This is a genomic window from Agromyces chromiiresistens (assembly GCF_029167465.1).
Classification (GTDB): domain Bacteria; phylum Actinomycetota; class Actinomycetes; order Actinomycetales; family Microbacteriaceae; genus Agromyces; species Agromyces chromiiresistens.
In genome coordinates this window covers 1,015,404-1,029,129 of the sequence record NZ_JARFNL010000004.1, presented here as the reverse complement: position 1 = coordinate 1,029,129, position 13,726 = coordinate 1,015,404, and the positions used below count along the sequence as shown (strand labels likewise).

Below are 13,726 nucleotides of genomic sequence, written 5' to 3'. Positions count from 1 at the left end.
CGGCCGTCACGCGGCACAGGCTACGCCGGGCCCGCGACATCCTCCACCGGGTCGATCGCGGTGCGACGGCGATGGTAGTGCCGGTAGGCCTTGTCGCGATTGCCGCACATCTCCATCGAGCACCAGCGGCGCGCGTGGTTGCGGCTCGTGTCGACGAACAGCCAACCGCAGCTCGGGCACTCCTTCACGCGCGCGAGCCGGTCGCCCGTGAGCTCGTCGACCGCCGACTCGGCGAAGCGGGCGACGAGGGCCTCGACGCCCCAGCGCTCGGGCCAGTCGCGCGAGACGGATGCTCCGTCGACGACGAATCCGTGGGCCTCGAGGCCGCGGGCGTGGGCGTGGGCGATGACGCGCACCGCCGCGGGATCGCCGGTCTCGCCCGCGGCGATCGCGGCGAACACCTCCGTGATCGCGGTGCGGAGCCGGGCGAGCCGCCGATGGCCCTGCTCGTCGATCGTCGCCTCGAGCGGCAGCTCGAGCGAGTCGGCCCACGCTGCGGCGACCGCGGGGTCGGCGAGCCAGTCGGTCTTCTGGTCGCGGCCGGTCACCGAGTTCACGAGTTCGAGCGCGAGGGAGTTCGCGACGTGTTCGAATTCCACTGACCCATTCTCTCACCTGTTCGATGGGATTGACAGGTTACACACTCCAAGCGTAGCCTCACCGCTATGGAGCATTTTACTGGTGAGGTGATCGACGAGGCGACCGACGAGGCGACGAAGCCCGGGCCGTTCGGCTGGCTGTGGGCCGGCGCGGGCGCCGCCAACCTCGGCGACGGGGTCATGCTCACCGCCCTGCCCCTCATCGCGCTCACCGCCGGCGCGTCGCCGGGTGAGATCGCGCTCGTCGCGACGATCGCGACGATCGCGTGGCCGCTCTTCGGGCTGCACGCGGGGTGGATCGTCGACCGGGTCCCCGCACCGCGCCTGCTTGCGACCGTCAACGCGATCCGCGTGATCGCCTTCGCGGGGCTCGCCGTCGTCGTCGTGCTCGACGGGCCCGTCGTCGCGGCCGTGCTCGGTGCCGCGTTCGTCTACGGTGTCGCCGAGACCCTCGTCGACACGTCGCTCGTCGCCGCCGTGCCGGCGACCGTGCCCGGCAGCGCCCTGACGAGCGCGAACGCCCGCCTCGAGGCGACCGTGAACGTCGCGAACCAGCTCGTCGGCCCACCGCTCGCGGGATGGCTCGTCGGCATCTCGTCGGCGCTGTCCGCCGCGACGGGCAGCGGCCTGTACGCGCTCGCGGGTCTCGCCGCCGTCGGGCTGGCCGCGGGATGGCGTCGGTCGCGGTCCGGTGTCGCGACGACGGCGGGCGGCGGCGCACCTTCCGCCCGGGCCGGCCGGGTGCGCGACGGCATCCTCTTCCTGTGGCGGCATCCGCTGCAGCGCTCGCTGACGCTGCTCACCGCGGCGATGAACCTCGTGTGGGGCATGTGGCTCGCGCTCTTCGTCGTGCACGCCGTCGCACCAGGGCCGCTCGGCCTCTCCCCCGCCGCGTACGGCTGGCTGCTCACGGCGATGGCCGCGGGCGGCATCGGCGCGTCGCTCGTGACGAGCGCGCTGCAACGCACGTTCGGCAGTGGCGTGCTGCTCTTCGTCGACTGCCTCGGCACGATCGCCCTCGTCGCCCCGTCGGCGTTCGGCGCGCCGTTGTGGGCCGTCGCCGCCGGCGTCGTCGTCGCAGGGGCGGGCTCGAGCATCTGGCGCATCGTCGTCTCGGTCATCCGGCAGCGGACGACGCCCGCCGGGCTCATCGGCCGGGTGTACGCCGCGTCGCGCGTCATCAGCTGGGGCGCGCTGCCCCTCGGCTCGGCGATCGCCGGCCTCGGCGCGGCCTCGTTCGGCGTCGAGTCGGTCTTCACGGCCGCGACCGTCGTCGCGGTCGTGGCCGCGGCCGGCTACGTCGTCGTCTGGCGACGTCGTCTGGCCGGGGCGCCCGGGCCGGTGGGCGAGCAGCACTGAGCGCCGGTCGTGCGCGGTGCGGGTGCCCGCCGTCGCGGCACGGCGGGCACCCGGTCGGGGGCGGGCCGATCAGCCGACGGAGACGCTCCCGCCCCGGACGGGCACGCGGAGGCGATCGGCGAGCCCCGCTCGTGCGAATGCGCGCGCGAGCTCGTCGACGCCCTCGGTGAAGTGACCCCAGCCCTCGGCGTGCACGGGCACGATCAGCGCATCGCCGAGCGCGATCGCCGCCGCGATCGCCGTGCCCGAGTTGAGCGTGATGTCGACGTCGCCGAACGCGCCGACGTTCGCCCCGCCCGCGAACAGGATCGCGACCTCGATCGGCCCGACCCGCTCGGCGACCTCGCGCACCACGTCGACCGAGGCGTTGTCGCCCGAGACGTACACGACCGGCTCGCCCGGAGCCCGCAGCACGAACCCGGTCACGACGCCCGTCACGGCCTCGGCGCCCTCCGGGCCGTGCAGCGCCGGAACACCGGTCACCTCGACGTCGCCGACCTGCACAGTCTGCCAGTTCTCGAGCCCCGTCACGCCTGGGATGCGCTCGGCCGCGCCGGGCGTCGAGAACACCTTCGGCACCCGGGCGAGCAGGTCGCGCCCGGCGTGGTCGAGGTTGTCGGCGTGCTCGTCGTGCGAGAGCAGCACGACATCGATGCGGCCGAGCTCGTCGGGCGAGAGCGCCGGACCGGTGAGCTTGTGCAGGTCGACGCGGCCCGGGTACACGCCCGGCTCGTCGAAGGTGGGGTCGGTGAGGAAGGTCAGGCCCGCGTATTCGAACGCGAGCGTCGGGCCGCCGACCAGACGGACGGACAGGGCGGTGGCGGCGGTGGTCGTGGACGTGGAGGTTTCGGTCATGTTCCGATGCTCGCGGCTCGAACACTGTCGAGCCAGTGGCCCGCAGGCGATGCTGCGATAAGATCGGGCCAACATGGATGCCTCGCCCCTGCCCCGCGTGGTCGTGCTCGCGTTCGACGGAATGAGCCCGTTCCACCTCTCGGTGCCCACGCTCGTGCTCGGGGCGGCGGGCCTCGACGGCGCCGAAGCGCTCTACCGGGTGACGGTCTGCGCCGAGCGGCCCGGTTCGCTCACGACCGGAGCCGGCTTCTCGATCGCGGTCGACGCGGGGCTCGAGGCGTTCGACGACGCGGATACGATCGTGATTCCGAGCTGGTCCGTCGATCGCGAGCCGTCCGGGCGGCTGCTCGAGTCGATCCGCACGGCCCACGCTCGCGGCGTGCGCATCGTCGGACTCTGCCTCGGCGCGTTCGTCGTCGCCGCCTCCGGCATCGCCGACGGCCGTGAGGTCACGACGCACTGGGCGCTCGCCGACCGCCTCGCCGACGAGCATCCCGGCGTCGTCGTCCGCCGCGACATCCTCTGGTCGGACCTCGGCGACGTCGTCACCTCCGCGGGCGTCGCCGCCGCGCTCGACTGCTGCCTGCACCTCGTTCGCGCCGACCACGGCAGCGCCGCGGCCACCCGGTACGCCCGGTCGCTCGTGCTCGCACCGCATCGCAGCGGCTCACAGGCGCAGTACATCCCGGTGCCGATCGCCGATCCCGCGGGCGACGATCCCATCGAGGTGGCGATGGCGTGGGCCAGGGCGCGCGTGGCCGACCCGATCGACCTCGACTCGTGGGCCAGGGCGGTGCACCTCTCCCGGCGCACCTTCACCAGGCGGTTCCGCGATCGAACGGCGACGAGTCCGCAGCAGTGGCTGCTCGAGCAGCGCGTCGACCATGCGAGGTCGATGCTCGAGAGCGACGACGTCCCGGTCGAGCTCGTCGCCGCGAGATCGGGCTTCGGCAGCGCCGTCACGCTGCGTCACCACTTCCAGCGCCGGCTCGGCGTGAGCCCCGCGGCGCATCGCGCGCTCTTCCGAGGGCGGACGACAGCTTCTCGGCCCACGTCGGCGGCGGCATCCCCGGCGGAACTGTAGGAACTCTCGCGCGGCACGCCGATCATCCGGGACCCGGCACGGGCGTGCCGCGCGCGAGTTCCTACAGCTCGGCCGGCGGAGGCCGAGGCATCCGTGACCGGGATGCCGCGGCCCGGGCGGCGGCCCGGTGACGCTGCTGTTGCGGCATCCCGCCCGGGGGTTCCATCCCGGGCCGAAGGCGCGAATGATGGGGAGCGGTGCGGAGCACGCCCGCGAACCGCACCGACGACGAGCCGAGGCGCCCGTACCGCCCGGCATGCGAAGGAGCGAATCATGGGCATCATCGCCGCCGACCTGTTCGTCACGCTCGACGGGGTGTACCAGGCCCCGGGCGGCCCCGACGAAGACGAGGAGCACGGGTTTCCGTACGGCGGATGGCAGGCGCCGTACCTCGACGACGAGAACGGTGCCGACATCATGGCCGGCATCGACCGGCTCGACGCGCTGCTGCTCGGCCGCAAGACCTACGACATCTTCGCGGCGTACTGGCCGCACCAGACGGGTCCGATCGCCGAGAAGTTCGACTCGGTGCCGAAGTTCGTCGTCTCGCGCACGCTCCGCGACGCGGAGTGGGAGGGCACGACCGTGCTCGGCGACGCCGCACGCGACCTGCCCGCCGTGAAGGAGCGGTTCACGGAGATCCACACGATCGGCAGCGGCGACCTGCTGCAGACCCTCCTCGACGAGGACCTCGTCGACCGGTTGAACCTGTTCGTCTACCCGGTCGCGTTCGGCACCGGCAAGCGGGTCTTCCGCGACGGGGTGAAGCCGGCGGCGTTCACCCTCGCCGAGCCCGCGCGCACGTACCGTAGCGGCGCGATCGGCCTCGCGTACGACCGGGCCGGAGTCCCGGTGACGGGGATCAGGGTCGACGGGTGAACGTCTGAGCGGGAGGACCGACGACGTGGCGACGCGCGACGAGGGCTTCGCACTCCTCGAAGAGCTCGCGCCGGCATTGCTCGCCGAGCCCGACGTGGGCTTCGGCCGCATGTTCGGCTCGGAGGGCCTGTCGGTGCGCGGCAAGTTCTTCGCGTTCGTGTCGTCGCAGGGCGACCTCGTCGTGAAGCTCGATGCCGACCGCATCGAGGAGTCCGGCCTCGACAACATGGTGATGCGCGGGCGACCGATGCGGGAGTGGGCGGTCGTGCCCGTCGGCGAGGGCGTCGATCGGTGGCGCGAGGTCGCGCGTGAGGCGTACGAGTTCGTCGACTCGATCACGCCGCGCTGAGACGGCTCAACCGTTCGGGTACAGCGGCAGCAGCCAGGGAACCATGGTGATCGCCACGATCATCACGACGAGGGCGAACGGCGTGCCGATCCGCATGAAGTCCGCGAACCGATAGCGGCCCGGTCCGAGCACGAGCGTGTTCACGGGCGACGACACGGGCGTCATGAACGCGGCCGAGGCTGCCAGCATGACGACCATCGCGAACGGGTACGGCGAGGCCCCGAGCTTCTCGGCGGTGGCGATCGCCACGGGCCCCATGAGCACCGCCGTGGCGGTGTTCGACACGAACAGCCCGATCACCGCGGTCGTGGCGAACAGGCCCGCGAGCAGCACGACGGGACTCCCCTCGCCGAGGAGGCCGGTCAGGGCGTCGACCGCGAGGTCGATGCCGCCCGTGCGTTCGAGGGCGAGCGCGAAGGGCAGCATGCCCACGATCAGCAACAGCGTCGGCCAGTGGATCGACCGGTAGGCGCTCGGCATGTCGATGCAGCCGAACGCGCCCATCATGAGGCACGCGATGAGCGCGGCGATCACGTTCGGCACGATGCCCGTGACCATGAGCACGACCATGACGACGACGCTGAGCAGCGCGTACGGCGCGCGGTTCGCCGCGGGCGACTGCTCGCGCACCTCGGCGGGAAGCTCGAGTGCGACGAAGTCCGTGCTGCGGGCGGTGAGCCGCTTGACGTCGTCCCAGGCCCCGACGACGAGCAGGGTGTCGCCCAGTCGCACGCGTTCGGCGGCGAGCGAGCCCGGCAACGCCTCGGTGCCGCGACGCAGGCCGATCACGTCGATCCGGTACAGCTCGCGGGTGCGCAGTTCGCCGACGGTCCGGCCCAGCGCGGCCGAATTCGGCGGCGGCATCACCTCGCCGAGGCCCACCTCGCGGGATCGCTCGGCGAGGAACCCCTCGTCGACCGGGAGGACGCGCAGGTGCAGGCGGCGCAGGTCCTCGGCGAGGTCGTCGCGAGGTGCGAAGACGTCGACGAGCAGCACGTCGCCCCTGACGACCGGTGACGACAGTCCGGTCGCCGTGACGCGGAGCGTGCGCTGCAGCCACCGACGGCGCTCCACGGCGATGACGCGCATGCCGTGCCGGTGCAGGTCGATCTCGGTGGGACTCCGCCCGATGAGCGGCGACCCGCGCCCGACCTGCACTCGCCGATCGCGGTCGGCGAGCCGGTAGTCGCGCATGAGGTGACCGTACGTGCGGTCGTCCGCTGCCGAGTCGTCGGCCGTGTCGGCGCCGAGGAACCGGCGGGCGATCAGCAGGTAGCCGATGCCGAGCGCGAGCACCACGAGCCCGAACGGGGTGACCGAGAAGAACCCGAACCCCGCTTCGCCCGCACGCACGAGCTCGGCGTCGATCACGAGGTTCGGCGCGGTGGCGATGAGGGTCAGCATGCCGCTGATGAGCGCGGCGAAGCTCAGCGGCATCATGAGCTGGCGCGGCGAGATGCGCAGTCGCGTGGCGATGCTCAGCACGACCGGGATGAAGATCGCCACGACCCCGGTCGAGCTCATGAAGGCGCCCAGCAGCGCGACGCTCAGCATGAGCAGCACGATGAGCCGGGTACTGCTCGTTCCGGCCCTCGCCGAGAGCCAGTCGCCCAGCCGGTAGGTGAGCCCGGTGCGCGAGAGCCCTTCGCCGATCACGAAGAGCGCGGCGATGAGCACGACGTTGGGGTCGGAGAACCCAGACAGCGTCTCAGGGACCGTCAGCACCCCGGTGAGCGGAAGGGCGACGAGGAGACCCACCGCGACGACGTCCATGCGCGGACGGTTGATCGCGAACATCACGATCGACGCGACGAGCAGGGTGAGCACAACCAGCAGTTGCCAGTTCACGCTGCCACAGTATCGGCCGGGCGACCGGCCGTCACCCGCGCAGCAGCCCCCGCAGGGTCTGGATCGTGTCGGCGTCGGCCGGCCGCTTGTCGTCGCGATAGCCCTTGACGCGCGCGAAGCGCAGGGCGATGCCGCCGGGGTAGCGGCTCGACCGCTGCACGCCGTCGATCGCGATCTCGACGACGGTGACCGGCTGGACCCAGACCGTGTGCGGGGTGCGCCGCACCTCGATCTCTTGGAAGCGCTCGGTCTGCCAACGCAGCAGCTCGTCGGTGAGGCCCTTGAACGTCTTGCCGACCATGACGTAGCCGCCGGGCTCGCCGAACTCGCCATCGGGATCGAGTGCGCCGAGGTGCAGGTTGGAGAGCCAGCCCGTGCGGCGCCCCGAACCCCACTCGCACGCGAGCACGACGAGGTCGTACGTGTGCACCGGCTTGACCTTGACCCAGCTCGACCCGCGCCGCCCGGCGGCATACGTCGAGCCGATCGCCTTGACGACGACCCCCTCCTGCCCCGCTGCGAGTGCCTCGGCCGAGACCCGCTCGGCCGTCTCGGCGTCGGCGGTCACCTCTCCGGGGATGCGGTGCGCGGGCGCGATGCGCTCGAGCTCGGCGAGCCGCGTCGCGAGCGGCTCGTCGAGCAGGTCGCGTCCGTCGACATGCAGCACGTCGAAGAACCAGGGATGCAGCACCGTCTCGCGGGCGCGCTCGGCGCCGAACCGCGACATCGTCTCTTGGAAGGGGCGCGGCGCCCCCTCTTCGTCGAGCGAGAGCGTCTCGCCGTCGAGGATCACGTCGCGCACGGGCAGCGAACGCACCACCTCGACGACCTCGGGCAGCCGGTGCGTGACGTCGGCGAGGTTGCGCGTGAAGACCCGCACGTCGTCGCCCTCGCGATGCACCTGGATGCGCGCGCCGTCGAGCTTGTACTCGACGGATGCCTCACCCGTGAGCTCGATCGCGGCGGTCGGCGTCGATGCGGTCGCGGCGAGCATCGGCAGCACGGGCCGACCCACGACGAGCCCGACCGCCTCGAGCTGTTCGACCGTACCGGTGAGCGCGAGCCGCGCGGTCTCGCCGAGGTCGCCCGAGAGCATGGCCGCACGGCGCACGACGTCGCCCGGCCGGTCGGCCGCGCGTGCGATCGCATCGGTGAGCACGCCCTCGAGCGCCCCCGTGCGCATCTCGCCGAGCAGCACGCCGCCGAGGAAGTGCTGCTCGCGGTCGGTCGCGCGCCCGAGCAGGTCGGCCAGTTCGCGAGCACGGTCGCCCGACGAGCCGGCACCGCCCGCCGCGGCGAGCCGGTCGAGCGTCTCGTCGAGCTCGTCGACCGTGAGCGACGGCTCGACTGCCGCCTGCGTGGCATCGACCGCGGCGGCGAGCCCGCGCCAGCCGACGCCGACCCGACCCTGTCGCGGCTTGCCGACGAGGAAGCCCACGGCGGGCGCGATCTCGTCGGGTTCGAGTCGGCGCAGCAGTTCGGCGAGCGCGTCGACCTTCGCGAGGCGCGACCGGGTCGACGCGACGGCGTCGGCGGTGGTGACGAGCTCTTGGAGCAGCACGCGCCCAGTCTCGCACCCGCCGCCGACATGCGATCCGTGGTCGAGTGGGCGCGCATGGGCGTATCGAGACCACGAGCCCTCGCCGACGGTGGCCTCGATACGCGCTTCGCGCTCCTCGACCGGCCGGGAACGTACCCTTGGAGCATGACCACCGTGCTCGCCGCCGACGACTGGCGTGCCCGCGCCGGGGCGCACGCCGAGCGGGCCGACGCCCTCACGACCGGTCATCGCGCCCGCGCGGCGGCGCGCGAGAAGCACCCCATCGAGGACTTCCTCTTCACGTACTACTCGTACTCGCCGAGCCTGCTGCGCCGCTGGCATCCCGGCCCCGGCCTCGAGCTCGACGGCGCCGCCGGCACGCCTCGCGCCGAGTGGCGCTGGTACGGCGCCGGCCGCTCCCCCGGATCGCTCGTCGTCGACCGTGACGCGATGCAGGCGGAGAAGGGACCGATGCTCGCGACCGTCGAGCGCATGCTGCGGCTCACGGCGTCACGCCAGGGCGCGTTCGGATGCTTCGGGCTGCACGAGTGGGCGATGGTGTACCGCCAGCGCGAGCACCGCCACCCCGTGCCGCTGCGGCTCGGCCAGGCCGCGACCGACGAGGTCGTCGAAGCGCACGAGCTGCGCTGCACCCACATCGACGCCTACCGGTTCTTCACGGCCGACGCGGTGCCGCGCAACCGCTTCGAGCCGACCCGCGAGACGCAGCCGAGGCTCGAACAGCCCGGCTGCCTGCACGCCAACATGGACGTCTACAAGTGGGCCGTGAAGCTCGGTCCGCTCGTGCCCGGCGAGCTGCTGCTCGACGCGTTCGAGCTGGCCAGGGACATCCGCTATCTCGACATGCAGGCGTCGCCCTACGACATGGAGCCGTGGGGCGGCGAGCCCGTGCGCATCGAGACGCCCGACGGCAAGGCCGAGTACGTGCGTCGGCAGCGCGGGTTCGCCGAGCGGGCGAACGGGCTCCGGCGCAGCATCCTCGATGCCGCGTTCGCAAGGTCGACGCCGGCGACGGCCGGCACGTCGACGAGATCGCGCTGAATCGGGCTGAATCGGGCTGAATCGGGCTGAATCGGGCTGAATCTGGCTGAATCTGGCTGGGCGGGAGATCCACTTCCGTGGAGGCGTCCACAAGTCCACAAATCCACACCCGAGGCGTCCATGAATCCACAAATCCACGCCCGAGGCGTCCGCACATCCACGAATCCACACAGCCGCCGGCGCGATTCCCCGCCGGATCCGCTGAGCGCGGCGAGCGGTGCGCCGTCGCGACGATGCGCGCGAGCGCGACGGCCCACCAGATCGCGAGGCGTCGGTACGGACGGCCTCGGTGGCGACCGGCCTGAGGGCGCTCAGGGCACCTGGTAGCCGGCGGCGCGGAAGAGCTCGTACCACTCAGGGCGCGTGAGCGGCACGGCCGAGCCCGCCGCCGCGTCGGCGACGCGCGACGGGTTGGTCGTGCCGAGCACGACCTGCATGTTCGCGGGGTGCCGGGTGATCCACGCGGTCGCGATCGCGATCGGCGCCACGTCGTACTTCTCGGCGAGCCGGTCGATGGCCGAGTTGAGCTCGGGGTAGTCGGCCGACCCGAGGAACACGCCGCTGAAGAACCCCGCCTGCAGTGGAGACCACGCCTGGATCGTGATGCCGTTCATCCGGCAGTAGTCGACGATGCCGCCGTCGAGCATCGTCGACTGCCAGAACCCCTGCATGTTCGCCGAGATGCCCTGCGCGATGATCGGCGCGTGCGTGATCGACAGCTGCAGCTGGTTGGCGACGATCGGCTGCCGCACCGAGCGGCGCAGCAGTTCGAGCTGGCTCGGCGTGTGGTTCGAGACCCCGAAGGCGCGCACCTTCCCTGACGCCTCGAGCTCGTCGAACGCCCGGGCGACCTCGTCGGGCTCGACCAGGGCGTCGGGGCGGTGCAGCAGCAGGATGTCGAGGTAGTCGGTCTGCAGCGCCTCGAGCGACCCCTCGACCGACTCGATGATGTGCTCGTACGAGAAGTCGAAGTACGGGCCGTCCTTCACGATGCCGCACTTCGTCTGCAGGGTGACCTGCTCGCGCTCGGCGGGCGTCAGCTGCATCGCCTCGGCGAAGCGGCGCTCGCAGGCGTGCAGCGTCTCGCCGTAGATGTCGGCATGGTCGAAGAAGTCGATGCCCGCGTCGCGGGCCGTGCCGATGAGGGTGCGCACCTCGTCGTCGCCGAGCTGCTCGATGCGCATGAGTCCGAGCACGACGTTGGGAGCCGCGATGCCGGCGAGATCGATGGTCTTCACTGGTGCAGGCTATCGGTCGGCCACCCACTCGTCGAACGTCCGGGTCGCACGCACGGCGCCCGGACCGGGCAACGTGACGCCGGATCGCATCGCGGCGAACTGCTTGCCGGGCAGTGACACGGCCAGCACCGGTCCCTTCAGGCCCTGGGCTCTGGCGAGCTTGCGGATCATCTCCTCGAGCCGCTCCTCGCGCGGGCCGGCGAGGTCGGCGACGTGCCCGGCGGGGCCGGCCTCAGCGAGCGCGACGAGTCGCTCGCCGACCTCGCGCGCCGCGACCGGCGCGGTGCGCACCTTCGGCGCGAGGTGGACACCCGCGAACGACATGCCCTCGAGCATCTGCCCGGCGAACTCGTGGAACTGCATCGCGCGCTGGATGGTCCAGGGCACGTCGCCCTGCTCGACGACGCGCTCCTGGGCGAGCTTCGCCGCGTAGTACCCGTACGGCGCACGGTCGATGCCAACGATCGAGAGCAGCACGTGGTGGGGCACGCCGGCCGCGGCCTCTGCGGCGAGCAGGTTCCGCGACCCCGTCGTGAAGAACGCCTCGGCCTTCTTCGCGTCGAGCGTCGTCACGTTGCTCGTGTCGACGACCGCGTCGACGCCCTGCAGCGCCCGGGCGAGTCCCTCGCCCGAGATCACGTCGACCCCGGCCGAGCGGGTGAGCACCACGACCTCGTGCCCGCGTTCGCGGGCGACGTCGACGACGTGGCGTCCGACGGTTCCGGTTCCCCCGGCAACGGCGATCTTCATGATGGGCTCCTCTGCATTCGGGCCGCGGATGCGGCGGCGGGCGGGGCATCCGTTCGCCCCCTCACCATCTCGACGACGCAGCCCGCCGGAATGCAAGGTGCCGGGCGCGTCGCCGCGTGCGAGGCTGGGGGCATGCCCGATGCGCCCATCGCTCCCACCGACGCGCGCGACGAGGCGCTCGACGCCGAGCGGCCCGCCCTCGTCGGCCTCGCCTACCGCATGCTCGGCACGGTGGCCGACGCCGAGGACGCGGTGCAGGAGGGCTTCGCCCGCTGGTACCGGATGCCTCCCGCAGACCGCGACTCGGTCGACCGGCCCGGCGCGTGGCTGATGCGCACGGTGGGCCGCATCTGCCTCGACCAGCTCGGCTCGGCACGTCGGCGACACGAGCACTACGTCGGCGAGTGGCTCCCGGAGCCGTTGCCGACCGCCGACGCCGCACGGTTCGCGGTGCGGGCCGCCGACGACCCGCTCGATCGCGCGATGCTCGACGAGTCGGTCTCGACGGCGCTGCTCGTCGTGCTCGAGTCGCTCACCCCCGCCGAGCGGGTCGCGTTCGTGCTGCACGAGGTGTTCGCGATGCCGTTCGCCGAGATCGCGGAGGTCGTCGGACGCACGTCCGCGGCCTGCCGGCAGCTCGCCGCCTCCGCCCGCCGGCACGTGCGCGAGCGACGAGCGGGCGTCGTCAGCCGCGAGCGCCACGACGAGGTCGTGCGCGCGTTCGTCGCCGCAGCGGGCACGGGGCGGCTCGAGTCGCTGCTGTCGCTGCTCGACCCCGACGTCGTGCTCCACTCCGACGGGGGCGGATTCGTCTCGGCGACGCGACGCCCCGTGCTCGGCCCCGACCGCGTGGCCCGATTCATCGCCGGCACCCTCACCCAGCGCGGTCCGGCGCTCGAGTGGTCGCTGCATGAGACGGCCGACGGGCTCACGCTCGCCTTCGGCGAGGACGGGATCGTCGATACCGTCGCCGTCATCGAGGTGCGCGGCGACGCGATCACCAACGCCTGGGTCATGCGCAACCCCGAGAAGCTCGGGCGGTGGAACGCGCCGGCGTGAACACGCCACCCGTATCCTGAGCCGATGGAGCTCGACTTCAGCGGTGCGCTGTGGTTCTGGCGCGGTCCCGCCCCGTGGCACTTCGTGACGGTGCCCGACGCAGCGTGCGACGACCTCGCGGCGATCGCGCCGTTCGTGAGCTACGGCTGGGGCATGGTGCCGGCGACCGTGCGCATCGGCGACAGCGAGTGGCCGACCGCGCTGTGGCCGAAGGACGGCGGCTACATCGTGCCCGTGAAGGCGTGGGTGCGCAGCGCCGAGTCGCTCGAGGTGGGCGACGTCGTCGACGTGCGACTCAGGGTCGGAACGCCCTGAGCCGCACCGCGACGACTCACGCGTCGGCGGGGGCCGTGACCGGCGCCCAGGCGAAGCCGTCGGGGTCGGTGTACGCGCCGTCGCCGCTCGCGATCACGAGGCGGTGCGAGCCAGAGCCCTCCTCGGGCACGCCCGCGTCCTTCGCGAGCGCGCGGCGCTTGTAGAGGCCGAGGCCGATCGGGCTGCGGGGCGTGTCGAAGTCGACGTAGCTGCCGAAGCTCTTGCCGACGGCGAAGCCGTGCTCGGCGTAGAAGCGCTTGCTCGCCGGGACGTCGTCGACGCCGAGCAGCAGGACGAGCCGATCGAAGTCGCGGCCGACGGGAACCGTGTCCTTCTTCGCCGAGGTCGCGAACTTCCAGATCGCGCCGTCGGGCGCCTGCACCGATGCGCCGACGCCCCAGAGCGACTTGGCGACGGGCTTCAGCACCGTGGCGCCGGCGGCGACGGCGGCGTCGAAGAGGGCCTGCACGTTGCCGGGCTGCGCGACGACGAGCGACAGCGTGTAGCCGCGGAAGCCCGTCGACGGCTCAGTGGCGAGCCGTGTGCGCACCCGTCCGTCGAGGCCGAGGGCGTCGGTGTAGAAGCGGTCGGCGGCGGTGGGGTCGTCGACGTCGAGGGTGATGGATTCGATGGTTGACATGTCGATCACGCTACGAGCGAGGCCCGCCCCGACGCTTCTCGAATCCTGACCGATGTGCGCCGACGTGCTCTGGCAACGCAAACATGTTTACGTTGACATTGCGGCTGGCACCCCCATAGCATTGCGACCGCCAGGCGTCGCCGCGAGTG

At 72.2% G+C, this 13,726-nt stretch carries 14 protein-coding genes; 7 read left to right on the top strand and 7 right to left on the bottom strand.

All coding sequences use genetic code 11. The features are described 5' to 3' along the window. Positions 1-20: 20 nt before the first annotated feature. Positions 21-599 carry a CGNR zinc finger domain-containing protein gene (locus tag PX701_RS12095; RefSeq protein WP_275506422.1) on the bottom strand — a complete coding sequence of 193 codons (579 nt, stop codon included), beginning with the start codon at positions 597-599 and terminating at the stop codon, positions 21-23. A gap of 66 nt (positions 600-665) precedes the next feature. On the opposite strand from PX701_RS12095, the gene PX701_RS12090 reads away from it, so the two are divergent. Then, the gene (locus PX701_RS12090; RefSeq protein ID WP_275506421.1) at positions 666-1,958 is read left to right on the top strand and encodes an MFS transporter; all 1,293 of its coding nucleotides are present in this window, start codon (positions 666-668) and stop codon (positions 1,956-1,958) included. A gap of 69 nt (positions 1,959-2,027) precedes the next feature. Here PX701_RS12090 and PX701_RS12085 read toward each other — a convergent pair whose 3' ends face one another. Next, positions 2,028-2,813: an MBL fold metallo-hydrolase gene (locus PX701_RS12085; protein ID WP_275506420.1), complete on the bottom strand. Its 786-nt coding sequence runs from the start codon at positions 2,811-2,813 to the stop codon at positions 2,028-2,030. Positions 2,814-2,886: 73 nt separating this feature from the next. Here PX701_RS12085 and PX701_RS12080 point away from each other — a divergent pair, with 73 nt between their 5' ends. From PX701_RS12080 to PX701_RS12070, 3 genes are all read left to right on the top strand, one after another. Beyond that, the gene (locus PX701_RS12080; protein ID WP_231431849.1) at positions 2,887-3,897 is read left to right on the top strand and encodes a GlxA family transcriptional regulator; all 1,011 of its coding nucleotides are present in this window, start codon (positions 2,887-2,889) and stop codon (positions 3,895-3,897) included. 273 nt (positions 3,898-4,170) lie between these two features. Next, on the top strand, positions 4,171-4,776 hold the full coding sequence (locus PX701_RS12075; protein WP_275506419.1) for a dihydrofolate reductase family protein: 606 nt from the start codon (positions 4,171-4,173) through the stop codon (positions 4,774-4,776). A gap of 25 nt (positions 4,777-4,801) precedes the next feature. Next, complete coding sequence (locus tag PX701_RS12070) at positions 4,802-5,125, top strand: TfoX/Sxy family protein (RefSeq protein ID WP_231431851.1); 324 nt, start codon at positions 4,802-4,804, stop codon at positions 5,123-5,125. A gap of 6 nt (positions 5,126-5,131) precedes the next feature. Here PX701_RS12070 and PX701_RS12065 read toward each other — a convergent pair whose 3' ends face one another. Beyond that, the gene (locus PX701_RS12065; RefSeq protein WP_275506418.1) at positions 5,132-6,973 is read right to left on the bottom strand and encodes an SLC13 family permease; all 1,842 of its coding nucleotides are present in this window, start codon (positions 6,971-6,973) and stop codon (positions 5,132-5,134) included. Between the two features lie 31 nt (positions 6,974-7,004). Beyond that, on the bottom strand, positions 7,005-8,534 hold the full coding sequence (locus PX701_RS12060; RefSeq protein WP_275506417.1) for an ATP-dependent DNA ligase: 1,530 nt from the start codon (positions 8,532-8,534) through the stop codon (positions 7,005-7,007). Between the two features lie 144 nt (positions 8,535-8,678). Here PX701_RS12060 and PX701_RS12055 point away from each other — a divergent pair, with 144 nt between their 5' ends. Continuing rightward, positions 8,679-9,575, top strand: a complete 897-nt coding sequence (locus tag PX701_RS12055) for a 3-methyladenine DNA glycosylase (RefSeq protein WP_275506416.1) — start codon at positions 8,679-8,681, stop codon at positions 9,573-9,575. Between the two features lie 311 nt (positions 9,576-9,886). Here PX701_RS12055 and PX701_RS12050 read toward each other — a convergent pair whose 3' ends face one another. Then, the gene (locus PX701_RS12050) at positions 9,887-10,813 is read right to left on the bottom strand and encodes an aldo/keto reductase (RefSeq protein WP_275506415.1); all 927 of its coding nucleotides are present in this window, start codon (positions 10,811-10,813) and stop codon (positions 9,887-9,889) included. Positions 10,814-10,822: 9 nt separating this feature from the next. Continuing rightward, entirely contained in the window at positions 10,823-11,563 is a 741-nt protein-coding gene (locus PX701_RS12045) for an SDR family oxidoreductase (protein ID WP_231431855.1), read from the bottom strand. A 132-nt stretch (positions 11,564-11,695) separates the two neighbouring features. Between PX701_RS12045 and sigJ the strand changes: the two genes are divergently transcribed. Further along, entirely contained in the window at positions 11,696-12,622 is a 927-nt protein-coding gene (sigJ, locus tag PX701_RS12040) for an RNA polymerase sigma factor SigJ (protein ID WP_275506414.1), read from the top strand. A 24-nt stretch (positions 12,623-12,646) separates the two neighbouring features. Then, positions 12,647-12,937 (top strand): DUF1905 domain-containing protein, encoded by a 291-nt coding sequence (locus tag PX701_RS12035; RefSeq protein ID WP_231431857.1) that lies wholly within the window; start codon positions 12,647-12,649, stop codon positions 12,935-12,937. A 16-nt stretch (positions 12,938-12,953) separates the two neighbouring features. Here the strand turns inward: PX701_RS12035 and PX701_RS12030 are convergent, their stop codons facing one another. Beyond that, positions 12,954-13,577, bottom strand: coding sequence for a VOC family protein (locus PX701_RS12030; protein ID WP_231431858.1), 624 nt, complete (start codon positions 13,575-13,577; stop codon positions 12,954-12,956). Between the last annotated feature and the right edge of the window lie 149 nt (positions 13,578-13,726).